The 23,482-nt window shown below is 57.1% G+C and carries 21 protein-coding genes; 6 read left to right on the top strand and 15 right to left on the bottom strand.

From position 1 onward, the window contains the following. The first annotated feature begins 156 nt into the window (after positions 1 to 156). Genes AB4Y71_RS14935 through AB4Y71_RS14925 form a run of 3 tightly spaced genes read left to right on the top strand, consistent with a single transcriptional unit; the run spans position 157 to position 5,630 of the window. On the top strand, positions 157 to 1,617 hold the full coding sequence (locus AB4Y71_RS14935) for a DUF3375 domain-containing protein (RefSeq protein ID WP_441721506.1): 1,461 nt from the start codon (positions 157 to 159) through the stop codon (positions 1,615 to 1,617). Further along, positions 1,614 to 2,300, top strand: coding sequence for a DUF4194 domain-containing protein (locus AB4Y71_RS14930; protein WP_441721504.1), 687 nt, complete (start codon positions 1,614 to 1,616; stop codon positions 2,298 to 2,300). Before AB4Y71_RS14935 ends, AB4Y71_RS14930 begins: the two co-directional genes overlap by 4 nt. Positions 2,301 to 2,303: 3 nt before the next feature. Further along, on the top strand, positions 2,304 to 5,630 hold the full coding sequence (locus AB4Y71_RS14925; protein ID WP_134780683.1) for an ATP-binding protein: 3,327 nt from the start codon (positions 2,304 to 2,306) through the stop codon (positions 5,628 to 5,630). 75 nt (positions 5,631 to 5,705) lie between these two features. Here AB4Y71_RS14925 and AB4Y71_RS14920 read toward each other — a convergent pair whose 3' ends face one another. The 5 genes from AB4Y71_RS14920 to AB4Y71_RS14900 all read right to left on the bottom strand — a co-directional run bounded on the left by AB4Y71_RS14920 (position 5,706) and on the right by AB4Y71_RS14900 (position 10,814). After that, the gene (locus AB4Y71_RS14920) at positions 5,706 to 6,050 is read right to left on the bottom strand and encodes a DUF6176 family protein (protein ID WP_441721501.1); all 345 of its coding nucleotides are present in this window, start codon (positions 6,048 to 6,050) and stop codon (positions 5,706 to 5,708) included. Positions 6,051 to 6,144: 94 nt separating this feature from the next. Continuing rightward, on the bottom strand, positions 6,145 to 8,640 hold the full coding sequence (locus tag AB4Y71_RS14915; RefSeq protein WP_441721499.1) for an ABC transporter permease: 2,496 nt from the start codon (positions 8,638 to 8,640) through the stop codon (positions 6,145 to 6,147). Positions 8,641 to 8,643: 3 nt separating this feature from the next. Then, positions 8,644 to 9,393 carry an ABC transporter ATP-binding protein gene (locus tag AB4Y71_RS14910; protein ID WP_441721496.1) on the bottom strand — a complete coding sequence of 250 codons (750 nt, stop codon included), beginning with the start codon at positions 9,391 to 9,393 and terminating at the stop codon, positions 8,644 to 8,646. 120 nt (positions 9,394 to 9,513) lie between these two features. Beyond that, entirely contained in the window at positions 9,514 to 10,440 is a 927-nt protein-coding gene (locus AB4Y71_RS14905; protein WP_441721493.1) for a cation diffusion facilitator family transporter, read from the bottom strand. Positions 10,441 to 10,442: 2 nt separating this feature from the next. Further along, positions 10,443 to 10,814: an ArsR/SmtB family transcription factor gene (locus tag AB4Y71_RS14900; protein WP_441721491.1), complete on the bottom strand. Its 372-nt coding sequence runs from the start codon at positions 10,812 to 10,814 to the stop codon at positions 10,443 to 10,445. Positions 10,815 to 10,895: 81 nt separating this feature from the next. Here AB4Y71_RS14900 and AB4Y71_RS14895 point away from each other — a divergent pair, with 81 nt between their 5' ends. Continuing rightward, positions 10,896 to 11,489: a DNA-3-methyladenine glycosylase I gene (locus AB4Y71_RS14895; RefSeq protein ID WP_417366671.1), complete on the top strand. Its 594-nt coding sequence runs from the start codon at positions 10,896 to 10,898 to the stop codon at positions 11,487 to 11,489. A 1-nt stretch (position 11,490) separates the two neighbouring features. Beyond that, complete coding sequence (locus tag AB4Y71_RS14890; protein WP_441721488.1) at positions 11,491 to 12,333, top strand: DNA-3-methyladenine glycosylase family protein; 843 nt, start codon at positions 11,491 to 11,493, stop codon at positions 12,331 to 12,333. Between the two features lie 330 nt (positions 12,334 to 12,663). Here the strand turns inward: AB4Y71_RS14890 and AB4Y71_RS14885 are convergent, their stop codons facing one another. The 3 genes from AB4Y71_RS14885 to AB4Y71_RS14875 all read right to left on the bottom strand — a co-directional run bounded on the left by AB4Y71_RS14885 (position 12,664) and on the right by AB4Y71_RS14875 (position 15,137). Next, on the bottom strand, positions 12,664 to 13,518 hold the full coding sequence (locus tag AB4Y71_RS14885; RefSeq protein WP_441721485.1) for a siderophore-interacting protein: 855 nt from the start codon (positions 13,516 to 13,518) through the stop codon (positions 12,664 to 12,666). A gap of 63 nt (positions 13,519 to 13,581) precedes the next feature. Continuing rightward, the gene (locus AB4Y71_RS14880; protein ID WP_441721484.1) at positions 13,582 to 14,049 is read right to left on the bottom strand and encodes an acyl-CoA thioesterase; all 468 of its coding nucleotides are present in this window, start codon (positions 14,047 to 14,049) and stop codon (positions 13,582 to 13,584) included. A 2-nt stretch (positions 14,050 to 14,051) separates the two neighbouring features. Beyond that, on the bottom strand, positions 14,052 to 15,137 hold the full coding sequence (locus AB4Y71_RS14875) for an App1 family protein (RefSeq protein ID WP_013347972.1): 1,086 nt from the start codon (positions 15,135 to 15,137) through the stop codon (positions 14,052 to 14,054). A 97-nt stretch (positions 15,138 to 15,234) separates the two neighbouring features. Here AB4Y71_RS14875 and AB4Y71_RS14870 point away from each other — a divergent pair, with 97 nt between their 5' ends. Next, positions 15,235 to 15,669 carry a pyridoxamine 5'-phosphate oxidase family protein gene (locus AB4Y71_RS14870; protein ID WP_102598469.1) on the top strand — a complete coding sequence of 145 codons (435 nt, stop codon included), beginning with the start codon at positions 15,235 to 15,237 and terminating at the stop codon, positions 15,667 to 15,669. Positions 15,670 to 15,757: 88 nt separating this feature from the next. Here AB4Y71_RS14870 and AB4Y71_RS14865 read toward each other — a convergent pair whose 3' ends face one another. The 7 genes from AB4Y71_RS14865 to AB4Y71_RS14835 all read right to left on the bottom strand — a co-directional run bounded on the left by AB4Y71_RS14865 (position 15,758) and on the right by AB4Y71_RS14835 (position 23,462). Continuing rightward, on the bottom strand, positions 15,758 to 16,615 hold the full coding sequence (locus AB4Y71_RS14865) for a 3-hydroxyacyl-CoA dehydrogenase family protein (protein WP_441721481.1): 858 nt from the start codon (positions 16,613 to 16,615) through the stop codon (positions 15,758 to 15,760). Between the two features lie 37 nt (positions 16,616 to 16,652). Continuing rightward, positions 16,653 to 18,110, bottom strand: a complete 1,458-nt coding sequence (locus tag AB4Y71_RS14860; protein WP_441721478.1) for an aldehyde dehydrogenase family protein — start codon at positions 18,108 to 18,110, stop codon at positions 16,653 to 16,655. A gap of 31 nt (positions 18,111 to 18,141) precedes the next feature. Further along, positions 18,142 to 19,320: an acyl-CoA dehydrogenase family protein gene (locus tag AB4Y71_RS14855; protein WP_441721475.1), complete on the bottom strand. Its 1,179-nt coding sequence runs from the start codon at positions 19,318 to 19,320 to the stop codon at positions 18,142 to 18,144. Between the two features lie 27 nt (positions 19,321 to 19,347). Further along, on the bottom strand, positions 19,348 to 20,493 hold the full coding sequence (locus AB4Y71_RS14850; protein ID WP_441721472.1) for a CaiB/BaiF CoA transferase family protein: 1,146 nt from the start codon (positions 20,491 to 20,493) through the stop codon (positions 19,348 to 19,350). Positions 20,494 to 20,638: 145 nt separating this feature from the next. Then, positions 20,639 to 21,358 carry a GntR family transcriptional regulator gene (locus AB4Y71_RS14845; protein ID WP_102598472.1) on the bottom strand — a complete coding sequence of 240 codons (720 nt, stop codon included), beginning with the start codon at positions 21,356 to 21,358 and terminating at the stop codon, positions 20,639 to 20,641. A 45-nt stretch (positions 21,359 to 21,403) separates the two neighbouring features. Continuing rightward, positions 21,404 to 22,963 (bottom strand): MFS transporter, encoded by a 1,560-nt coding sequence (locus AB4Y71_RS14840; protein WP_441721469.1) that lies wholly within the window; start codon positions 22,961 to 22,963, stop codon positions 21,404 to 21,406. After that, entirely contained in the window at positions 22,950 to 23,462 is a 513-nt protein-coding gene (locus AB4Y71_RS14835) for a MarR family winged helix-turn-helix transcriptional regulator (RefSeq protein WP_134780671.1), read from the bottom strand. The genes AB4Y71_RS14840 and AB4Y71_RS14835 overlap by 14 nt, the downstream gene beginning before the upstream one ends. Between the last annotated feature and the right edge of the window lie 20 nt (positions 23,463 to 23,482).

Below are 23,482 nucleotides of genomic sequence, written 5' to 3'. Positions count from 1 at the left end.
CGACACTACACAGGAAGTGCTTCGGGCAACAGCCTTAGCGATGACTTCTCTGGCGGGAGCTGCGTCTTACATTCAACGTTTAGGGAGCTCACATTTTGAACAGAGCCCAATGATTTAGAATTGATTGGTTACGCGTCTCAAAGATCAAGGAAGTACATGCAGCCCTCGCACCGCGCGAATAGTTTGTGGCTTCAGTCCCAGCAGTTCAAAAGCTCGGCAGCGTATCGGCTTCTGACCGCACAACCATGGGCGTTGGCATTCATTCGTGCAGAATTCACCGCAGATCGTTCCCGAATCGCATTGGAACTGTTCCATGCCTCGTTGGATTCTTTCTTAAAGCAAGCACGTAAAAGCGATGACCAGATTCCGTCCTCATACTCGGCGCAGGACTTCGCCGAGACATGGGTAAAACAAGGAATCCTGGCGCGCCCGCTGATCGATGGCCGGTTCATCTATGAACCGAGCGCGCAAACTTTGCGCACCCTGCGTTTCCTCGCCGATTTTTCCACCGATGATTCGCACCTGAACTCATCGCGCCTGAACACTTTGCTCTCTTCGCTAGAGTCCCTCGCGCACGAGACAGACCCGGACCCCGAAGCACGTATTCGCGCCCTCGAATCCCAAATCGCATTGCGCCAGGCCCAAATCGATCAGCTCCGCAGCGGGGATGATCCTGCTGTGCTTTCACGCACCACAGCCTTATCGGCGACCCGCTCCGTACTGGATCTGGCGTCCAGCTTGCCGGCGGATTTCCGCCGCATGCGCGATGGCGTCCAAGATATGCTCCACTCTTTGCGAGAAGGCATTCTGGACGCTTCCACCGCCAAAGGCGTAGCTGTGGGCCAAGTTCTTGAAGCAGATCGTCAATTGCGTTCCACCGCCGAAGGTGAAACCTTCAGCGGATTTACTGAATTCCTGAATTCTCCCGACGCGCAGCAGCGTTTCCGTGCCGCATTGGCCGAAGTTCTCGAACGCGACTTCGTAGATGATCTGGAGACTCCAGAACGCCAAATCCTCACGAATCTGTTGCGTGAACTGCGGCGCCAGGCAGCTGAAGTCCATGCTTCGTATGGCAAGCTCTCCGAATCATTACACGCATTCGTACAGTCCGAGGATTACAAGCAAGCAGAGCTGCTGCGGCAAGCAGTACGTGAAGCTGAACTGGCGATCAGCAAGTCCGCTAGCCTCAAGCCACGAAGCGGATTAACCCCTATGGAGCTTTTCGCCCCGCAGTTTGTCACCCTTGCCGGTCTGGGCATTTACGACCCCTCAGAGCACGTGGCTCCCCCACCCCTGGCGCAAGCCCCGGAATTCAGCGAAGCGGATATCGTACGTAATCCGTCCACTCCCCAGGCAGATCTGCCGTTGCTGCGTGAATCCATCACTCGGAACCTGAATAGCTCCGGCTCCGGTGCGATTAGGTTGGATGTCGTCTTTGAAACTCTGGATGCCGAGCACCGGCATTTGAATACCATTCGCGCTCTGGTGGAAATCGGGCGCACCAACGGCGAATCGTTGAACGAAAGCGAACTGCTGAACATCGATTTCCAACAACTCGATGGTTCCATGCGAACCGCCATACTGCCCGCATTAAGCTTTACGAAGGAGCCGCTATGACCAAGAGCGATTCATATGCCGCACCGATCACCGAACCACTGTTTGACGGCGACACCGGAACATTCACGTTGCCGCTTCGCCAGCTGCTGGTCAAGTTGCTGCGCGGCCCCTACCTTGATGGTTCTGTAGATGCCGCTGCATGGCAGCTATTGCTGGATCAGCAACAGAGCATCAGCGATTACTTCGCTGAAATTTTCTTGGCATTGAGCCTTGATATGGACCGCAAAATCGCCATGCTCACCCCGGTGCAGATCGAACAGGTCCATACCTCTCCTATCGCTCCGCGGCGCCCGCTGAAGCGTGATGAAACACTGCTGGCTTTGCGGCTGCGTCTGCTGCTCGAACAGCATTCGGGCAGTGGAAGTGACGCCGTGATCTCGCGTGCAGGTATGCACGAGGTCTTGGCAGAACACCGCCAAGCTACCGACCGCGATGACAAGCGTTTCGCCGAGTCCTGCGATGCTGCGATTACCCGTCTGCAAGCCTTGCGTTTGCTCACTGGGACCGAGCTGGAAAATGAGTTCCGTATTTCCCCAGCCCTGGCGATGGCATTGCCGATCACCAATATCCAAGACATTCCGCGCTATATTGCGGCAATCGATGCTAATGACCCGGCCTTCAATCTGTCAGGTGATGACGCTGAAGGCCTGGCAGAGCAGACCCCCGAGTTGGTGCAGGAGTAACCGATGAGCATTGAAATGACTCTCCCACTGGGTGGAGCCCTGAACCCAGGCCAGCATCGCTTGAGCCGAGTGCAGATTGTAAATTGGGGTACCTTTCACGGATTGCATGATCTGGCCGTAGACCGTGCTGGCACTTTGGTCACAGGTCATCCCGGCGTTGGCAAATCCACTCTTTTTGATGCCATGGGCCACCTCTTCTTCGCGACCCCGCGCCTGAATGAGTCAGCCAATGATGCGGCAACGCGTGAGGACCGCCGCACGACGTTCTCCTATATGCGCGGGCGCAAGTTCAAGACCAGCACCGGAACCGTATACCAGCGTCCGGGCGCGACCTGGAGCGCAATCGTGCTCAGCTACGACGACGGCATGGGCAATACTGTGACCGCAGGTGCGGTCTTCGATCTGCCCGATGCTGGTCTGGAAGGACAGGTTTCCAAGCACTATCTGCTGTGCGAGGGAAAGATCGATATTTCGGAGCTTGAAAACCACGGACCACGTCGTTTCACCGTGACTTCGTTGTCCAAAGCGCTGGCCCCCAGTGAAGCATTCGATACCCATAAGGCGTTTATCGAACGCTTGCGCCGCCGGCTAGGGGTGGAAAGCGACAAGGCTTTCGCGCTGCTGCGCACCCTGCAAAATGGCAAGGGCCTGGCCAAGGGAGTCAACCAATTCTTCCGCTACGAAGTTTTGGAAGAACCAGCGACATTGAAAGCCGCTGCTGCGGCTGTGGAAGACTTCGCCCACCTGCGTGGCATCTACCGGCAGTTGGATACCGCCCGCGCGCAACGAGACGTATTGGCTCAAGTGCCGCAGCAGGATCAGGCCTACCGTTCGCTAGCTGAACAGATCAACTCGGTGCAGCAGTTGCTGGAAAGCGAAGTCCACACCCTTGAAGCTCAGGTGCGCCAGCTCGTTCTGCGTAATGATCTGGACTCCCACGAATCTGACCTCGCCAAGTTCAAAGCTGACGAGGCCTCACTGCGCCAGCGCAAAGACGAGCTCGATGATCAGCTCCAGTCCCTGGAAGCGGCTCATGACTCCGCCGGTTCTGCATCGTTGATGCTGCTGGAACGCGAAGCCGATGTGGCGCGCAAGTCCTTGAGCGAAAAGGAAAATATCATCCGCACCCTGCAGCAGCAGGCGACGGATGCTGGATTGGCCTTTGACTTCTCGGCCACCGGACTCGATGAACTGCGGGCCAACGCGGCCCGCACCCTGCAACAGCTCAGTTCAATCACTCATGACGCACAGACCGTTGAGTATGAGGCAATGGCTTCGCTGGTCAATTTGCGCAAGCGTGCAGAAACCTTGGCTGAGCAGATCCGCTCATACCAGCGACGTGCAAGCAATATCGATGATCGGTCAATCGCTGCCCGCCGCGCCATCGCATCTGCCTGCGCGTTGAAAGAAGACCAACTTCCATTCGCTGGTGAGCTCATGGATGTATCTGCCGAAGCTGGCATGTGGCGTCTGGCCGCCGAAAAAGCTTTGCACTCCTTGGCCCGCACTTTGCTGGTTCCCGGAGAATTCCTCGCTCAAGTCACCCATGCCATTGATCAGCTCGATGGCTTGGGCCGGGTACGGTGGAGCGACATTTCCCAGAAACCACGCGATGCCGAAGCAGGCCCAGCAGATCTGGTGACCAAACTTGATTTTGCACCCGGCGAAGCCGGTAGCTGGTTGAAAGCGAAGATCACCGCAGATTACCCGCTGGCCTGTGTGGAAAACGATGCGGCCATGCATGTGCATCCCAAAGCCATCACCCCGGCCGGTACCATCAAGACCGGTGCTGGAAGCTTTGAGCGCGATACCCGCACGCTGCCTGCCTCAGAGTACCTTTTGGGCTTCACCAATGAGTCCAAGATTGCCGAGCTGCAGTCCAAGGCCACCCGGTTGGACGAAAAGATCGTGCAGGCCCAGCAAGCCGCCGATGAGCGCAGTGCTGCGAAGAATAAGATCGTTGCCAAAGCCCAGCTCTTGCAGGCGCTCATTTCTGATGAGCGGACTTTTGCCCAGCTCGATGCTTCCAAAGCGTTGGAAGCTTTGCGTCGCAGCGAACAGAAGCTCGGCGATGCGTTGGCGCTCTCCGGAGATTCGTCCAGGGTGCGCCAGCAGATTGAAGCGGCCAAGGCTGAGGCTGAAACGCTGGTAGGCGAGCTTGCTTTGGTTCGTTCACGCATTTCGGATCTGGAGCTACAGGTCCAGCGTGCCCAGCAAGTCCTGTCCAACAGCGATGATTTGGCGTCCGGCTGGGAAGAGAACATTCCAAATGCGTTGCGCCAGCATCAGCTTCTTGGACCGGTTCTGCAGCAAGTTGTGTCCGGAAACTGCCCTGCAAGTGAAGAGATCAGCGAAGCCTTCGCTGAGGTCAAGCTCCAGTTGGGAAGCCAAGTCAACTCGCTGCAGTCGCAGCGTCAGGAAATTGGCGGCACGCTGAGCGACACTTTCCGTCGCTTTGCCCGTGAATTCGGCACCTCTCATGCCCAGACGCACGGCACCACCGCTGAAGCTGCTGGGCACTATGCACAGCTGCATGACCAGATTGTGGCTGACGGCCTTCCGCATCATGAGGCGCAGTTCCGTGAATACTTCGCGAACCGGTCTTATGAACGCTTCAGCGATCTCTTGCAGTTGCTGGATGAAGAGCGCCGGATGATTTCCGAACGCATCAAGCCGTTGAACCAGATTCTGTCCGAGGTGACTTTTGAGCATGGATCAGTTCTCCGCTTGGAAGCGACTCATTCAATTCCTGTTGAGGCAGGTACCTTCCGCAAGGAATTGAAGGATGCCCTGCAGGAGGCTTACACCACCAAGGACGAGTCCACGTTGGCCAGTTCGTACCAAGCTTTGGAATCTCTGGTCACCGCGCTTAGCGACCCGGCGATGGCCTCTTGGCGATCGACCGTACTCGATGTCCGCCAGCATGTAATGATTAGCTGCAATGAGCACAAATCCAATGGCGAGGTCGAGACTGGTTTGGAGCCAGGAACGCTCTCCGGCGGTGAAGGCCAGCGCTTCACGTCCTTCATCATGGGTGCTGCTTTGGCTTACCAGCTGGGCTTTGCTTCGGCCGGGTTCACTTCCTACGGCACCGTGATGATTGATGAAGCGTTCATCCAGGCCAACTCAGAATATGCCGCAGCAGGCATACGTGCGTTGCAGGAGTTCGGTTTCCATCTGGTGCTCGCTGCCCCAGAAGACAAGATCGATCTGAGCCGCCATCTGGGATCCATCACGGACATCATCAAGCACCCCGGTTCAAACATTTCGGGCTTCGTGACCACTGGTCGCTCCCCCGCGATGGCTACGACGATTACCCTGCGCAGCTAGTTCCCCAGAACAGATGCAAGAGGTCCAGAACTCGCTTCGGCGAGTTCTGGACCTCTTGCTTTTGACTGTTCGCTACTACGCCATGCTGTGCTGAACGCGCTCTGGGATCATCACGACTCGTGGGGCGCGTTCTTGCGGTGCGAAATCCGGATCAATGCACTGCTTCCAGTACTGCAAATGCACCTTGTCGATTTCATGTGCAGAGCCCTGTACGGCGATGCCGCCTTCACCTTGGATGCTGTACCAATACAGGTAATCGACACCATCCAAAGTTTCACTGAAGATCGTCTCGACATACATCTTTTCGCCTTCCAAGGTTTCAAGTACCGCAGGCATGTTGCTGTTCAAGAAATCCAGCCATTCGTTGACCACCGAGATTTTGCCAGGCAGTACCCTGAATCGAGTGAGTTCAATTTTCATATCAATAGCCTATTGCGTATTGCTATAACCATCGAAAATGGGAATGGTCCTGAAACCCTAGGCTTCAGAACCATTCCCATGCGCCGGCTACGGGCTATTCAACAGCCAATCCCTCAACCGGTGACAGCTTCGCTGCACGCCGGCCGGGAGTTACCGAAGCCAGTAGTGCGGCCACGATGCTGATCAGCAGGACCAGCGCGAGCTGCAACCATGGGATCTCGTAAGTCATCTCTCCCATGGATGCAAGCGCCGAGCGGGCGCCCAGCAATCCGTAGACAACACCAAGGGCCAGGCCGAGCAAGGCCGCAACCCCACCTATCAGTACGGCTTCTGTTGCCAGCATGCCGCGCAGTTGCTTCTTCTTGAGCCCCAAGGCACGCAGCAGGGAGTTCTCCCGAGTGCGTTCCAGGATCGACAGGCTCAAGGTGTTGGCCACACCGATCAGGGCAATGAGTACAGCTACCGCCAGCAGAGCCGAGACAATCATCAGCAGCACGTCGATGATCTGGGAGAACATCGATTTCATGACCAGGCCACCGTTGATCATCGAGGACTCAACGCCGGTGATCGCAGAAATCTTCGTGACCAAGTCGTTGACTGCCGAGGCGCGGACGTCGGAATCCACCTTGAGCAAAATCCCCGTGTACTGGTTAGCTTCTTCAACTTCCAGCTTGTCGAATGTCTGCTCGGTGACGATATTGCCTGAGAGCATCGCCTCGGTCTTCTTCACCTTCAGCGTTTGATCACCAATTTTCACCGTCGGATTTTCCGGATTGCTTAGCACATAAACGATTTCTCCGTCAGCCGGCACGATGTCCGGGTCCAGCGCTACTTCGGCGAAACCTTCAGGATCAACGGACATGATCTCTGAGTTGTACATTTCTCCGGTTCCCGTATCCACGTCTGCGTATGCGGAGGTGAAGCTGGAGCCAGCGGTGATCCCTTCGACTTCACCGATCTTTTCGAGCATGCTCTTGATCTCGGAATCCGAAACCTTCCGGTCATAGAAGGAGACCATCATGTCCACCGGAAATTCTGCGGCCACTGCGTTATTCAAGCTGGCTTTGGCGGTCTGGCCGCCGACCATGATCATGGACACCAAAGTGACGCCAATAAGCAGTGCAGTTGCTGTCGCGGTGGTTCGCCCCGGGTTGCGCACCGCATTCAGGGCCGCAAGCTTTCCGGCAGTTGACTTGCCCGCCACTGCCTTGCCAATCCCGGACACGCTGCTCGGGACGAAGAGGGAGGCCAGCATCAAGATCCCTGGGAAGGAAACCAGACCGCCCAGGAAAGCAATGATCAGATCCCCGTTGAATGCGCCATATGCCAGCAAGCTTGCACCAGCCAGCAGGAACAGTATGCCGAAAATGATTCGGGCCTTGCCTGCACGGTTCTTCACGCTGGCAGCATCGAAGGGACGCAAGGCGGCCAGCGGCGCAAGCTTCATGGCCCGTCGGGCCGGAAGGCTCGCTGCGATGACGGTCATCAGCACACCGACGAGAATTGGAATGGCCAGTCCCTGCGGAGTCAGGGCCAATGTCGCATAGGACATTTCTGGCACCAGCACGTGCAGCAGCTGGATCAGTCCAAACATCAGGACGACGGCCAGCAACACGCCGAGAATGGATGCGAGAATGCCGATGACCAGGGCTTCGATGAGTACGGAGCTTCGGATCTGCTTGCGTTTGGCACCCAAGATGCGCAGCAGTGCCAGCTCGCGTGTGCGCTGGGCAATCACCACGGCGAAGGTGTTGACTACGACCAGCCCGGTGACTACCAGCGCAATCAGCGCGAAGACCAGCAGGATCACGCTGAGCTGATCGGTACCGCCGGTGAGCTGGGCAACCTCGTTCAGCACCTTTTCATCGGCGCTCATCACTGCAATGTCAGTCATTTCCTTGTCGGCAAACAGCTTTTCCAGTTGTTCTTGCAAAGCCGCTTCAGCGCCATCGGTGTTGACGACGATTTCCGAGATTAGCGGTTGTTCTCCGGCAAAGTGCTTCCACGCTTGTTCGCTCATGCCGGCCAAAGCATAGGCTGAAGTCCGCGGGTTGGTGGTTGAACGCTGGATGCCGACGATGGTGTAGTTCTCTGCTGAGGCGGCGCCATTTTCCAGGGCCACAACATCACCGATGGACGTTCCCATGTCCTTGGCGTGGGCAGCATCGATGATGATCTCGTTTGATCCCTGTGGTGCACGGCCTTCGAGCAATTCCATGCCGCCCAGCCCTTGATCAGGGTCCACCGGCTGCATTGAAACGCCATAGCTGTCATCTGCGGTGCGCAGCAGTCCATCGACATACCCCAGCCCGTAGGCTGTGGTTACCGCGGACAGGTTCTGGACTTCTTTGACATCTTTCAGGCTCAAGGCGGTGAGATCTTGCCCGTCGGAAGCCAAGTCCCAATCGGGATAGGCCACCAGATCCGCATTCTTATAGGCGTCGCCCAGCGAATTCTTCAAGGTTGCTTGGGTAGAGGAATTCACCGACAGGGTAGCGGCTAGGAATGCGGTGCCAATGGCTACGGCCAGGATGACGGCAATATAGCGCCGCGCATAGGTCTTGATGTTCGAAAGGGCTACATGCAGCATTGATTACTCCGCCAGGGAGGCGAGCGCCTCGGTCACGGTAGCCACGGTTGGCTCCTGGATGGATCCGACAATAATGCCGTCTTTCATCAACAGCACAGTGTCTGCATAAGACGCGGCCACCGGATCGTGGGTCACCATGATGATGGTCTGTCCCATCTCACGGGTGGAAGTACGCATCAAGGAGAGCACTTCTGCACCGGTGCGCGAGTCGAGGTTGCCGGTTGGCTCATCACCGAAGACAACTTCTGGTCGTGTCAGCAGGGCTCGGGCCACGGCAACGCGTTGCTGCTGGCCGCCGGAGAGCTCATGCGGCTTGTGGTTCAGCCTATCGCCCAACCCCAACGCGTCAATGACGGTGTTGAACCAGTTGCGGTCGTGCTTCTTGCCGGCAAGCGACATCGGCAGCAAGATGTTGTCCTTGGCGCTGATGGTTGGTACGAGGTTGAAGGATTGGAAGACAAAGCCAATCTGTTCGCGACGCATTTCGGTCAGCTGGTCATCGCTCAAATCCAGCAGGTTCTTGCCGCCGATGATAATTTCGCCGGAGTCTGCGCTGTCTAGACCCGCTAAGCAGTGCATCAGCGTGGATTTGCCAGACCCCGACGGGCCCATGATGGCGGTAAAGCGTGATCGTTCAAAGGAGACGTTGACGTCTCGAAGGGCCTCAACTCGGGTGGTGCCATGTCCGTAGATCTTGGTCAGGCCGCGTGCTGCGACCGCATATTCAGTTTTCGACAGAGTTTCAGAAGTCATAGTAAAAGACTATGAAATCCCTAGCCAACCGTGCATCCACCAGCAGGACGTACTTAGCCGGGGTACGTCATACCAAGGTATGAGCTAGCCGGAAGTTGAGCTCCACCTTCAGAGACGCGCTTAGCAGCCGTGTTCATGCTCGGTACTGCGGTGAGATGCCGGCTCAATCTGGAAGGTCGAGTGCTCAATGCTCACCGTGAAATGGCTTGCCACGCACTGCTGCAAATCCCGTAGAAGTCCACCTGCTACCCCGGCGGAGAACATGGAGTCTTCAACCACCACATGGGCCGTGAGCACCGGCAGGTTGGAGGCGATCTGGCTGGCATGCAAGTCATGTACCGCGATCACTCCCGGCAAGGCTTCCAAGTGCTCGCGAACTGCAAGCAGATCCAATCCCCTTGGCGTGGATTCGAGCAGGATATGCGTTGTTTCGCCCAGCAGCTTCACTGCGCGTGGAACAATCAGGGCACTGATCACCAGAGCCGCGATGGAATCTGCGCGCATCCAGCCGATGAAAGAAATAACTACCGCAGCGATGATCACGGCCACCGATCCCAAGGCGTCATTGACGACTTCAAGGAAGGCCGCACGCATGTTCAGGTTGCTGTCTCTTCCTGCGGAAATGATCCACATGGAAATAACGTTGCCCAGCAGCCCGATGATGCCAAAGAGCAGCAATCCGGCGGGTTGGACTTCTGCTGGGGTGAAGAGCCTGCGCACTGCATCAATTGCCGCGTAGACGCCCACTGCCAGCAGCAATGCTGACTGGAAGGTGGCAGAAAGGACTTCTGCACGGCGGAATCCCCAGGTGCGATTGGTCGTTGGCTTGCGCATGATCAGGTTGGCGGCGGTCAGCGCAAGCAAAAGCCCGAGGGTATCGGTGAGCATATGTGCCGCGTCCACCAGCAAAGCCAGCGAATTGGTGATGATTGCGCCAATGACTTCTGCGATCAGAATCAGTGCGGTGATGGCAAAGGCCCAAGCCAGGCGTGTTCGATTCGCTGCGGAATGATCGTGGGAGTGCCCGTGGGAATGATTATGTCCCATGCTCAGCCTGCTGCTTCATCGGCGCTGTGGGCTTCGTGCCAATGATGAGGTGCCAGGTCTTTGGCAATGAGTGCCATGGCAGAGTCGGTCAAGGCGTCGAGCGCTTCGCCTTGGCCCAGCGAGTAAATGCTGGAACGCCCCTGGCTTCTGACGTTCACCAAGCCGGTGTCTTTCAGGCAGGCAAGGTGGGCGCTGACGGTGCTTTGGGCAAGGCCCAAGTGCTCGGTCAGTTCTTTGACCTTGTGCTCCCCGGTATGCAGATGCTCCAAGATCAGCAGCCGCGTGGGGTCTGCCAGGGCGTGGAAGAGCGCGGCAAGTTGCAGCTTACTGCTACGCACTTCCAATACATCGACATTTGACTCTATTATCGCCATATAACGATCATAGGTGAGATTGCCATTAAATGAAACGCTTCATGATCTGACGCGATTGCTGATGAATGGCAAGATGAAAATATGACTGAAGATCTCATCGTTGGCGAAGACGGATTGGCACGACCACGCTGGGCAGCATCAAATGACATGCTCCGTACGTACTACGACCAAGAATGGGGCATGCCAATCACGTCCGAAGCGGGCTTGTTCGAACGCCTCAGCCTTGAATGCTTCCAGTCTGGCCTGTCCTGGGCCATCATCCTTTCCAAACGAGAATCATTCCGCCAAGCCTTCGCTGGATTCGCTCCGGAGCAGGTCGCATTGTTCACCGAAGATGATTTTGAGCGATTGATGAACGATGCCGGGATTGTGCGCAACAGGCTCAAAATCCGTGCCACAATCGCCAATGCTGAAGCAACCTTGATGTTGCGGGAAGAGGGCGGGCTGCCGGACTTCGTATGGTCATTCAAACCAGAGCAGACACCAGCTCCGCATTCTTTTTCTGAAGTGCCGACACAAAGCCCAGAATCCAAGGCGCTGGCCAAGGAACTGAAAAAGCGCGGATTCAAATTTGTCGGCCCAACGACCATGTACGCATTAATGGAAGCAATCGGCATGGTGGACACCCATCTGGTTGGCTCCCACCGCCGCGGCTCTTCAGGCATTTGGGCCTGAAATGATGGATATGCACCTGCCCGCGACGGGGACATTGGATGTAAGCCATGCACTGGCGGTCTTGAAGCTGCATTCGCTTCCTGTCCAGGAGCGCTTGGACGAGCCTGCCGCCCGACTCCAACGCGTACTGCAGGTGAAGGGCGGGCTCGTCGAAGTTACCTTGGAGCTGACCCCCTCAGGTATTCGACTCTCCCACGACGCGCCAACGGAATTTAGTCCGCACATCTCTGAGGTCATTAATTATTGGTTCGGCTTGCAGCAAGACACCAGCGATTCCTACAAGGCGCTGAACGCTATTTCTTGCTACCGATCGCTAGCTGCCGCTTTCCCTTCCTTGCGCTTGATTAGCTACCCGGATCACTTCGAGGCTCTAGCCACCACGGTCATCGGACAACAGATTTCCTTGGCGGCGGCGCGTACCCTGGGCGGCCGCTATGTCGGCGCATTGGGCCAGCTGCATAGTTCAGGCCTTCGAGCCTTCCCCACTGCCAGCGCTACTGCCGCCTGCACGCCCGAGGAATTGCGAGAGATCATCCGTTGCCCTCTTGCGCGGGCAACGACGCTTCATACGGTAGCCGCCTGGTTCCAAGCCCATGGCCAGCTCCTGCTTTCGAATGGCCCCGAATTCTTGGATGAGCTCCAAGGGCTACGTGGAGTAGGCCCGTGGACGCGGAACTATGTCGCATTGCGGGGGCTGAGGGATTCGGAGATCTTCCTCGAATCAGATCTTGTCGTCCGCCGTGCTCTTAGAAAGCTTCAAGATAGCGGCCAGGCCGTTTCTCCGCCTCCAGTTGGCACGGGTTCCTTAGCTACATTGCTGCTTTGGTCCTTTGACGCCAGCTAGCTCAACGAACGAAAAGGGAACCTACCAAGGTGTGCAATCCTGGCAAGTTCCCTTTTCTGATAAATCGGCCGACTGAGCAGGTCAGCAGATTCCCATTCCCCTAATTCAAGCCGGCTACGCCATACACCGCTTCGAGGAGAGCACCCTCGATAGGCGGTGAACTAGCCGATTATTATCGGTCAAGCTTGACGCTTCTCCCGACCACACACGGGAGAAGCTCTGGAATAAGCATAACCCAAGAACCACTAATAACGTCAAGGGCTAATTGCGTAATTTTTCGACATTTAGATTAGGTGTGACTAATCATGTCGAACAGGCGGCGCCAGTAGGCTAGTCAGCGAAAATTTTGCCTACCTCGGTACGTTTTTCAGCTTGGAAAGCATCTTCGGCACGGCCAAAGGCCCAGTAGGCAGACAACGACATATCGCGACGGTCAACGCCACGCTCGTCATAGAAATAGGCACGCAATTTCTTCATGACCTCGCGCTCACCGTGAGCGAAGACCTGCACCCGTCCGCCCGGCCAAGGAATCTGCCGGACAGACGATTCCAAGATGGTCGTTTCAGGGGTGAATGCAGCATTGCGGTGAATCCAGCGGACTTCCACGCCGGCAGGTGCTTGCAATTGCATCTCATCGTCCTGATCAGCAACTTCGATGATCACCAGCCCGGTCATCTGCGCAGACATGGCTTCCAAAGAGGCAGCGATGGCCGGAATAGCGGTTTCATCTCCCGCAAAGAAATGGAAATCGAACTCGTCCTTGGGGACAAACATTCCACCGGGACCAGAGAAGCAGATAGAGGATCCAATCTGCGCGTCGCGTGCCCACGGACCGGCTAGGCCTTCATCACCGTGCACAACAAAATCAACTTCGATGGTGCCTGCCTGCAGGTCGCTGCGGCGCACGGTGTAGGTGCGGCGAACCGGCATGTCTTCTGGTGCCAATTGCGCGCGCAATGCCTCCATGTCATAGGGCAGTTCGAGTTCCAGCTCGGGCTTGGCGAACAGGAATTTCACGTAGCGGTCAGTCACCGGCTTATCAACGAAGTCGCTCATCCCCGGACCACCAAGAGTCAGTCGCACCAGATGAGGAGCGATTTCCTCGCGCTTGAGGACCTGTAATACGACCTGAGGGCGCGCCGGACGACTTACAGCTTGCGGGCCACCACCAGTTGGCTTAGACACAAAACCACTTCCTGTCCTAATAAGGGTAGATAGATCAATCCTAATTGACAGGTGGAAAAGAGGTTACTTCGAGAAGGTGCCGGCCCCTTCATATGCACTGAGCCCGGTCCGCTGCTCGGGGCTTAAACGCTGCACCCGAGAAGTTGCCGGATCGAAGTAGGCCAAGGTCGTGGAAGCCTTAACACACAGATAGTCAGCTACCGGGTCGCGGAATTCGTAGCAGATATCAAAACTGGCAGGCTTGATGTTGGCAACCCAGAGATCAACGTTCACCGGAATGTTGCGGTATTCAAGTGGACGGGAATAGCGCACGCGATGCTCGACAACCAGGATCTGGGTTCCTTGCGGCACCGCGGAGAAGATCGCTGCCTGAGGCGTCACCCCAGGTGCGCCGGTTCCACCGGGAACGCCGAAGCCAGCGATGCGGGCTTCTTCCATCAGCCTAATCAGATTGACGTTATTGACATGGCCATAAGCGTCCATATCACCCCAGCGCATCGGGATCTGCACCCGCAGGGTAGCTTCAGCCATAGCTAATCGTCCTTCAACAAATTCACGCTTTCGGTGCTGACAATCCCCAGCTTGGCCAGCTGCTTCAGGATACGAGCACCATCTGGCTCGTAGACCCATGGCACCTCGGGGGTGGTTCGGCGCAGTTCATGCGAACGGCCACCAGCGAGCACCGCTTCGGAAGGCGTCAGCTGGCGAATAACGATGGCCCGCACCAATTCCGGATAGCGGCGCGCGAATTCCGCATAGATCGCTGGGTCGTGCTGGCCGTCATCACCGATGAGAACCCACGACATATCCGGGAATTCCTCGGCTAATCGTCGCAGCTGATCAACCTTGTGCTGCATTCCGCTGCGGAACCAAGAACGGTCCGTCGGACCCCAGTCAGTAAGCAGCAACGGCCCTCTGGGGAACAAATTGCGCGAAATGAAGCGCTGCAAGGTCTGTGCAACATTCCATGCGCCCGTAGAAAGATAAATAGTCGGGGATCCCGGGTGCTCAAGCAGCACCTTCTGCAGCATCACCGCCATCCCCGGAGTCGCAACGCGCGCATGTTCGGAGAGCACAAAGGAGTTCCACGCCGCCAGCAGAGGACGGGGCAATGCAGTGACCACAACCGTGTCATCCACGTCGCTGATCACGCCAAACTTCTGAGCTTGATCGATCACGAGGATCTTCGCCTGAGCATCATCACCATCGTGAGCTTGCAGCCTGATCTCATTCCAACCGGCGGGAAGGTCCACCATCAGTTTCACATCGATGACACCGCCGCGGTCAGCTTCGACTTCGAAATGCTGATTGCCAACGTCGATACGGACTTTTCCTCCGGGCAGGATCGGAGAGATGAAGTTGCGAAAGCCGCGGATTCCATCGGCAATCACTTGGGCTTGATGCTGCCCAGCTTCAAATGCCCCCGGCCTGGCCAGGACCACGCGGGCAAGGACGCGGATCCAACTGCCATTGGGCCCCGTTGAGCCATACCCCACGTAGGGCAGGATCACTGTTTCGTGGCCGCTAGCCAGGGCACGCCGTGCACGCCATCGATGCACTCCGTCTTCTATCCGCGAAGCTACATGCCTGACATCGCCATCAGTCGAAATATGACTCATGCTCCCAGTCTTTCACGTCAAGCGGTGGACTTGGGAAAACGACAACTTGTGTCTTTTGCCCCTTGCCTTTTTCTACAAAGAGTAGAAAACTAGTGTTATGAAATTCGAACACGAACTCAACAGTCCGGTTCTTGTCTTGGACGAGGACCAATCGTGGCAGTTGCTCTCGCATTCCGCGCACGGACGCGTAGCAACTGTGGCGGCAGGGTTAATCGATATCGTTCCGGTGAACTACGCGGTGCACAACGGCAAGCTCTTCTTGCGCACCTCCCCGGGAAATAAACTTGCTGCCATGTCGATCAATGAAAAGATCGCTTTCGAAGTAGATGGCATCCTCTCCGATGAAGCCTGGTCGGTCGTCGTACACGGCAGCGCTGAAGTGCTGGAGCACGAAGCCGATATCCAAGAGGCCCGCGAAAGCGGCGTCACGCCTTGGATCCCGACTCAGAAGGATTTCTGGATTCGAGTCAATGTGGATTCCATTTCTGGACGCCACTTTGAACTTGGCGAACAGCCAGAGGTCGCTGAGTAGTTCAAAGTTGTTAGGCATTGCAAAGGCCGCTTACCTATCCCCAGATTTTGGGGTAGCTAAGCGGCCTTTGCCGTATGCTGTCGAATGCTTATGAGTACGGGTAGAACCCTTCACCGCTTTTGCGTCCCAGCTTTCCTGCAGCCACCTTGTCGGTGATCATCGGGTGCGGTTGGCCTGCCTCGTCTCCGGTCTCGGCATACGTCGCCTGGGCAATGAAATCAATAACATCCAAGCCCACCATGTCCATCAGCTCAAACGGACCCATCGGATGGCCCAAGGCAGTCTTGGCAGTGGTGTCGATGTCTTCAATACTGGCAATTCCCGCGTGGGCCAGGTTCAGCGCCTCGGCATTGATAGCCCCCATCATGCGATTGGCGATGAAGCCCGGGATCTCCTTGTTCACCAATACCGGGTTCTTCCCCAGCTGGTCGGCAACTGCGGCTACCGCCGCGATTGTTGCGTCGCTGGTCTGCTCATTGCGGACCACTTCAACGCATTTCATCACCAACGCCGGATTGAAGAAATGCATATTGCACACCTGCTGTGGACGGCCGCTGGCTTCTGCCACCTTGGAGGATGGAAGAGTCGAGGAGTTCGTGGCCAGGATCGCGTGAGCGGGAGCGTGCTGGCCGAGTTGAGCAAAGATCTGTTCCTTGATGTCCAGACGCTCCACGGCGGCTTCGATCACCAGATCCGCATTTGAAGCGTTTTGCGCCAAATCGGTGCTTTGGCTCAAGCGTGCCAACGCCTGCGCTACCGTGGCTTCCTCGAGCTTTCCCTTGGCGAGCCGACTAGCAGCCCACCCTTCCAGCTCGGTGCGTGCTGCACTCAACGCCTCGGCAGAAATATCCTGCAGCACGGTGGTGTAGCCACCCAGCGCACAACTCATCGCGATCTGCCGGCCCATGGTTCCAGCGCCGATCACCAAAATATTTTCAATCGTCATTGGTCATTTCCTTCTTTGCCGTCCTGCCTGCCGTAGCTCAGCCGCGCAGGTAGGTCGTCGTGGTGTGCGTGTAGAATTCGCGAGCTGCTGCCCCTTGCTCCTTCGGTCCGTATCCAGAAGCCTTCGCACCGCCAAAAGGCACATGCGGGTCGGCACCGGCCGATTCCGAATTTACATGCAAAATGCCCACGTCGAGAGTTTGCTGCGCTTCCAGAGCCAACGCAAGATTCGAGGTGAACAGCGCAAGGCTCAATCCGAATTCCGAATCTTCAGCAGCCTCGAAGGCTTCCTGCGGACCCTTGACCCTTTGCACGGACAAGATCGGTGCGAAGAATTCATCACGCCAAGCGCAGTTGGCTCGTCCATCCTCCCCTGCAGGAAGTTCCAAAATAGTTGGCGCCAAGAAGCTAGGAGTTTCTGGGGCTTGCCCACGATAGTGAAGCGTTGCGCCCTGTTCCAGTGCCTGGGCAACCCCCAGTGCTGCAGATTTTGCCGACTTGGCATCAACCAGCGGCCCCATATGCACCGATGGATCCAGCGGATCGCCGGTCACCCACTGGTCTAAGCGGACGGTGAGCTTGTCCAAGAATTCGTCGGCAATCGTTTCGTCGAGGATCAGCCGGCTCGTGGCCGTGCACTTCTGGCCGGTGGAACGGAACGCCCCGAAGAGCACCTGCTCGCTTGCCAGATCAAGGTCGGCATCAGCGAGCACCACCGAGGCATTCTTGCCGCCCATTTCTGCCTGCACCGGGATGCCCCGCGCGGCCCCTGCGGCGCAGAGCTTGCGCCCTACCCCGGTGGAACCGGTGAATGTCAGTCCGTTCAAGTGTTCGTTTGCAATAATCGCATCGCCCAGTGCGCCTGGACCGATAATCAGGTTCAGCACCCCGGCAGGCAGACCGGCATATTCCAGGGCCTGCACGAAGCGCAGCGCCAGCAACGGCACCAAACTGGCTGGCTTGAACACCACGGTATTGCCGAAGACCAAGGCCGGGGCAATCTTCCATGCGGGAATTCCGATGGGGAAATTAAACGGGGTGATCACCCCGACTACGCCTAGTGGCTTGTGGGTTACCAAGATTTGTTCCCCAGCGCGTGGGGATTGGAAGACGGTGCCCGCCGCGCGCTCTGCTTCACCGGAATAGTAGGTCAGGATCTGCGCGGCGCGCAGAACTTCGCCTATCCCTTCTGCACGGGTCTTGCCTTCTTCTGCTGCCAGCTCTGCGCCGATGCTCTCGCTGTGTTCCTTGAGGTAGCCGGCAGCTTTGGCCAAGATTGCTCCGCGGGTAGCCATGGGGGTCGATGCCCAGGACTTTTTCGCTTGGTGCGCCGCGTCGAAGGCGGCAGCCACCTGCTCGATGCTGGCTGCCAGTCCCTCGGCTAGCACAGTGGTGCCATCGGCGGCGGCTTGGGTTGAAATGCCCGATCCCTGCCCGGGAACCCAATTGCCATTGAGATATTGCTGCAGGGCAACAATAGTTCGGCTGTAATCCATTGGTTTTTCTCGTCTTCCTTGGCTTCGCGGTTTAGCGGAAGGCCGGGACACCGGTGAGCTTATTGCCCAGGATCAGGGTGTGGACTTCGTCGGTGCCTTCGTAAGTGCGAACCGATTCAAGGTTGTTGGCATGGCGCAGCGGTGAGTAGTCCAAGGTGATCCCGTTGCCGCCAAGAATGGTGCGCGCTTCGCGGCAGATCGCGATGGCTTCGCGGCAGTTATTCAGCTTGCCCACGGAAATCATGTGCAGGTCCAGCTTGCCGGCATCCTTCAAGCGTCCGATGTGCAGGGCCAGCAGGAATCCCTTGTTGATTTCCAATGCCATGTCCACCAGCTTCTGCTGGGTCATCTGGTAGCCAGCCAGCGGCTTGTCGAACTGCAAGCGTTCCTGGGAGTAGGCCAAGGCATCTTCAAAGGCATCGCGGGCCGCGCCCATTGAACCCCACAGGATGCCGTAGCGAGCCTCGTTCAGGCAAGAGAATGGACCCTTCAGGCCCACAACGTTGGGCAGTGCTGCCGAGCCAGGCAGGCGCATGTCGACCATCTCGATTTCGCACTGGATGGAGGCACGCATGGACAGCTTCTGCTCAATCGGGGTCGCGGTGAAGCCAGGGGTATTGGTTGGCACCACGAAGCCCCGAATGCCCTCCTCGGTCTGCGCCCAGATCACCGCGACCTGTGCGACATTTGCCAAGCCAATCCAGCGCTTGGACCCGTTGATGACCCAGTCATCGCCGTCGCGGCGGGCAAAGGTCTTCATGCTCGAAGGGTCTGATCCGGCGGTTGCTTCGGTCAAGCCGAAGCAGCCAATGGCTTCACCGTCGGCCATCTTGGGCAGCCACTGCTGCTTCTGCTCTTCGGAGCCGTGCTTGTAAATCGCGCTCATGGCCAGCGAGCCCTGAACCGAGACGAAGGTGCGCAGCCCGGAGTCGCCAGCCTCAAGCTCGGCACCGGCGATGCCGTACTCCACCGCGGAGCGTCCACCGCATCCGTAGCCGTCAAGGTGCATGCCCAGCAGGCCCAGCTTGGCCATCTCGGGGACGATTTCAAGTGGGAAGACCGCGTCGTTGTACCACTTGGCGATATTCGGCTTGATGTGCTCCTTGACGAAACCGCGCACAGTGCCGCGCAGGGCCAATTCTTCTGCCGAGAGCAGTGAATCGAAGTTGATCAGGTCCGCTGGGTCTAGAAGGCGTTCTGCGGTGCTCACGATATTTCTCCTTTAAAGTTCTATTGATTACTGGTTTGCCAGGGTGTTAAGAAGTTCTTGGTGCTGCCCGTGGGCGGGCGGGATGCTGCGATATTGAGCAGAAGTGCGCGAGAGTCCAATGGGGCTGGCAATCTGCTCGGTCGTCTCGCCAGTAGCGGGGTCGGTGATGATCGCAACGGGGTCCAATCCCAGTTCCTTGGAAAATTCGATGGCCTCAGCAATGGAATTGACCTTGCCCGCTGGCACCCCGGCGGACATGAGGGTTTGCGCCCAGTGCACTGCGGTATCTTGTGCGGTAGCTGCCTCGATAATGGCTTTGAGGTCCTGGCGGTGGGCGACCCGTGCGCTGTTGCTGCTGAACCTGGGATCATCAGCAAGTTCGGGCTGGCCAAGTTCCCTGGCAAGAGCAGCAAATTGGCGGTCATTGCCCACTGCGATGGCCACCACTCCGTCTTGTACGGCGAAGGTTTCGTATGGAGCGATGCTTGGATGCGCATTGCCCATGCGTGCTGGAGATTTTCCGGTAGCCAGCGTGCTGCTGGACTGGTTAGTGAGTCCTGCCAGCAATGAGTGGAGCAGATTAACGCTCACTCGTTGCCCCTGGCCGCTGGCATCGCGTTCTCGCAAGGCCAGCAGGATTCCGGTGACTGCGTTCTGCGCCGCCAAGACGTCCACCAGTGCAACCCCCACCTTGCTCGGGGTCCCCTCTGGTTCTCCGGTGATGCTCATTAGTCCGCCAACGGCCTGCACCAGCAAGTCAAAGCCGGGCAAGGCTGCGCCTTGCTTTTCACCGAAGCCGGAGATGGAGCAATAGACCAGCTTCGGATTCAGCTCAAGCAAGCTCTGGTAATCCAGCCCGAATTTGGCCAGCACCCCGGGACGGAAGTTTTCCACCAGTACATCTGCGTCACGGATCAACTCACGCAGCGCCTGCAGGTCGGTGGCATCGGCAAAGTCGGCAATTATTGCCTGCTTATTGCGGTTCACCGACCAGTAATAGGTGCTGATGCCCTGCGCGTTGACCGGGGGTTTCCAGCTGCGGGTCTCGTCGCCTGCACCGTTTTCCACCTTGAGAACTTCGGCGCCGAAATCCGCCAGCGTCATAGTGCACAGTGGCCCAGCCAGGATACGCGAAAGGTCGATGACTTTGACCCCTTCAAGCGGTTGGCTCATTTGCTTCGACACCTTCGTTCCACACACAAATCATTAGTTACATGTTGCATGCTACTCTATGTCGCAGAGATCACCCTGACAAGGTTTTGCAAAATATTGCACTGGATTCAACGCACCGCCACACGAATTGGCGATGCTTCACCACTTAGGAAATCAAGGCATCCAAGCGTTCCAAGAACGGCTCCGGATCCAACCCGGGCGTACGGGAACAAACCGAAGCAATCAGCATCTGCGCAGTACGCAAGACGTGATCCCGCACCGCCGCTGCAGCGCCCTGGGCATCTTTGGACACAATAGCTCCCATGATCTCTTCCCGATCTCCGGCCAAGTCCTGGCTGGAGCGGGCAAAGGGGACGGTAGTCTGCCCATGCGCTAGGACAAGGTTGCGCAACTCCCCCACCACGCTGTCGAGCTTGGAATTTCCGGCCAGCCCCAGAAGATGAAGGTGGAATGCTTTATCCGCTTCCAGGGTTGCTCGACCATCGCCGGTTTCACCGATTTCCAGCATTCGTGCGTGAAGGGACTTGAGATGTTCAATATCCGCATCGGTCGCATTGCGTACGCCGCGAGCGGCGGCCGGAGGCTCAATTGCCAAGCGCAGCTGGAAAACCTCCACGATGTCTTCGAGGGAAATCTGGTTGACACGAACCCCGCGGTTCTTGGCTACGGTAACGATGCCTTCTTTTTCCAGCAGTTGCAGGGCTTCGCGCACTGGAGTCCGGGAGACTCCAAGCTTTTCAGAAATTCCAATGGCTGAGTAGTGCTCCCCTGGAGTCATCTCGCCAGCAACGATGGCCGCGCGGATCATCGTGGTCACCTGCTCGGTCAAAGAGACCTTCTGCTTAATCGGTTGCATGCTACTCATAGTCTGAAGCTTATCCCGATTCGCCCCAGCGACAAGGAATTGCCATTAAATGGTCTGGCGCAGCGGGACTTCCTTAATCAGCAGAATGCAGACGAAGGCAACCACCGCTACAGCCGCCGAAACGACAAAGACAATCCCAGTCGCCTCTCCATAGGCTGCTTCGACCACCTGGCGCAGCGCATCTGGCATACCCGAAAGGTTCAGCGAATCTTCATTGGCCAAAGGCGAGGGCGGTTGCCCTGAGACCAGCGGAGACTTGGCAATCAACTCGGCGACGTTACGCGAAAGCAAGGCACCAAGTACCGCCACGCCAGCCGAACCGCCTACTGAACGGAAGAAAGCGACCGAAGAGCTTGCCGCACCGATATCGGTAACTTTCACCGTATTCTGCACGGAGAGCACCAAATTCTGCAGCATGAAGCCCATTCCCACACCGTTGAGGAACATGCCGCAGGCCAACAGCCAGTATTCGGTATCGTGGCGCATCATGCCCAGCAGGCCAAGTCCCGCGACGTTGAGGATCGAACCAATCAACAGGTAGATTTTCCATCGGCCAAAACGCGTGATCATCTGGCCCGAGAAAACGGATCCAAAGTAATTTCCGGCGATCATCGGCAAGGTCATGAGACCGGCCATGGTCGGAGTCGCTTCACGCGCAATCTGGAAATACTGGCCAATGAAAGCACCAGTTCCAAACATTCCCACTCCAATTGCAATCGAAGCCATAATTGCCAAAGACGTGGTTCGGGTACAAATGATTTTCAGCGGAATGATCGGTTCGCGCACCCTGGACTCAACCATGAGCAATATGGTGGTCAGCAGGAGAACCGAGGAGACCATGGTGTAGGTCTGCCACGAATTCCAGCCGAAATAGTCTGATTTCCCTACGTAGGAAACCCAAATTAGCAAGATGGAGACGGCGGAGGTCAGCAGTACGGCACCGACCCAGTCGATATGCACAGGACGCTTGACGTGCTTCAAATGCAGGGTCCGATGAATCAACACCATGGAGAGCAAGCTGATTGGGATGCCGAAGAAGAAGCACCAGCGCCAGCCCAGTGGCGAGTCGACAATGAACCCGCCGAGCAACGGCCCTGCAGCGGTGGATACCGCCATGACCGCACCAAAATACCCTGAATAGCGTCCTCTTTCTCGTGGCGGAATGACCGTTCCGATCACCGCCATGCCCATCGCCGTCAAACCGCCCATGCCAATGCCCTGAATCACTCGGGCGAACAGCAGCACCGGTATCGACCACGAAAGTCCAGCCAGCAAGGAGCCGAGCACAAATACCAAGATCCCTACCTGCAACAGCTTCTTCTTATCGAAGAGGTCAGCCATTTTGCCCCAGATGGGAGTAGTCGCGGCATTAGCCAGCAAGGTCGTACTCAAGACCCAGTTGAAGTCCGTCTGCGTACCGCCAAGGACATCCATGATGGTTGGCAGCGCAATGGAGACAATGGTCGCCGCCAGCATGGCAGCGAAGAACGAGGCCAAGACGCCGACGATGGATTTAAGCACCTCTTGCTGCTTCATCTGCGGGCGGTCGGCGGCTACCTCGGTCAGGTCGATAGGGCGTTCGCCATCCGGTTTATTCTTGTCCATGCTCTGCTTCTCCTGCCGTGCCGAACTGCTCGGTGCGCTGGGAATGGATGCCACGCATCATCGTGTCGTTCAGTTCGCTTAACGCTTGCGAAATCTGCGTCAGACGCTCCGGATCCCAATCCGGAAGCAGTCCTCTCATGCGTTCCAGGCGCAGGCGGTCACGGAATTCAAGCTTTGCACGGCCTGCTTCAGTCACCCAGAGCACGTGCCGCCGGGCGTCAATTTTGCTGGACCGCTTAGCGACTAGGCCAGAATCTTCCAGTTCAGCCAGGTGCCGGCTCATCGCTGCGGTGCCGATCCCGAGGAACTGGGCGAGGTCAGCAGCGTGGGTGGGTTCTCGGGAATTAAGGGTTTTGAGCACATGGTGGGAAGCATTGGATACTTCGGGATCAGTCTGATCCATATGTGAGAACACCCGAAGGATCCGCGAGCTGCGGGCCAGTTCGTCGAGCAAGCCCTTAATCTGTGAATCTGCTTGGGTATCTGAAGACTTGTCCACGTTCTATTGGCTGCCTATCT

This window comes from Glutamicibacter sp. MCAF14 (assembly GCF_052114325.1).
Classification (GTDB): Bacteria; Actinomycetota; Actinomycetes; order Actinomycetales; family Micrococcaceae; genus Glutamicibacter; species Glutamicibacter arilaitensis.
This window is presented reverse-complemented; position numbering and strand designations above follow the sequence as displayed.

Bases quoted from the DNA above. Each gene is read 5' to 3' on its own strand.
- AB4Y71_RS14935 (WP_441721506.1), top strand. From the start codon at position 157: ATGCAGCCCTCGCACCGCGCGAATAGTTTGTGGCTTCAGTCCCAGCAG.
- AB4Y71_RS14930 (WP_441721504.1), top strand. From the start codon at position 1,614: ATGACCAAGAGCGATTCATATGCCGCACCGATCACCGAACCACTGTTT.
- AB4Y71_RS14925 (WP_134780683.1), top strand. From the start codon at position 2,304: ATGAGCATTGAAATGACTCTCCCACTGGGTGGAGCCCTGAACCCAGGC.
- AB4Y71_RS14920 (WP_441721501.1), bottom strand. From the start codon at position 6,050: ATGAAAATTGAACTCACTCGATTCAGGGTACTGCCTGGCAAAATCTCG.
- AB4Y71_RS14915 (WP_441721499.1), bottom strand. From the start codon at position 8,640: ATGCTGCATGTAGCCCTTTCGAACATCAAGACCTATGCGCGGCGCTAT.
- AB4Y71_RS14910 (WP_441721496.1), bottom strand. From the start codon at position 9,393: ATGACTTCTGAAACTCTGTCGAAAACTGAATATGCGGTCGCAGCACGC.
- AB4Y71_RS14905 (WP_441721493.1), bottom strand. From the start codon at position 10,440: ATGGGACATAATCATTCCCACGGGCACTCCCACGATCATTCCGCAGCG.
- AB4Y71_RS14900 (WP_441721491.1), bottom strand. From the start codon at position 10,814: ATGGCGATAATAGAGTCAAATGTCGATGTATTGGAAGTGCGTAGCAGT.
- AB4Y71_RS14895 (WP_417366671.1), top strand. From the start codon at position 10,896: ATGACTGAAGATCTCATCGTTGGCGAAGACGGATTGGCACGACCACGC.
- AB4Y71_RS14890 (WP_441721488.1), top strand. From the start codon at position 11,491: ATGATGGATATGCACCTGCCCGCGACGGGGACATTGGATGTAAGCCAT.
- AB4Y71_RS14880 (WP_441721484.1), bottom strand. From the start codon at position 14,049: ATGGCTGAAGCTACCCTGCGGGTGCAGATCCCGATGCGCTGGGGTGAT.
- AB4Y71_RS14875 (WP_013347972.1), bottom strand. From the start codon at position 15,137: ATGAGTCATATTTCGACTGATGGCGATGTCAGGCATGTAGCTTCGCGG.
- AB4Y71_RS14870 (WP_102598469.1), top strand. From the start codon at position 15,235: ATGAAATTCGAACACGAACTCAACAGTCCGGTTCTTGTCTTGGACGAG.
- AB4Y71_RS14865 (WP_441721481.1), bottom strand. From the start codon at position 16,615: ATGACGATTGAAAATATTTTGGTGATCGGCGCTGGAACCATGGGCCGG.
- AB4Y71_RS14860 (WP_441721478.1), bottom strand. From the start codon at position 18,110: ATGGATTACAGCCGAACTATTGTTGCCCTGCAGCAATATCTCAATGGC.
- AB4Y71_RS14850 (WP_441721472.1), bottom strand. From the start codon at position 20,493: ATGAGCCAACCGCTTGAAGGGGTCAAAGTCATCGACCTTTCGCGTATC.
- AB4Y71_RS14845 (WP_102598472.1), bottom strand. From the start codon at position 21,358: ATGAGTAGCATGCAACCGATTAAGCAGAAGGTCTCTTTGACCGAGCAG.
- AB4Y71_RS14840 (WP_441721469.1), bottom strand. From the start codon at position 22,963: ATGGACAAGAATAAACCGGATGGCGAACGCCCTATCGACCTGACCGAG.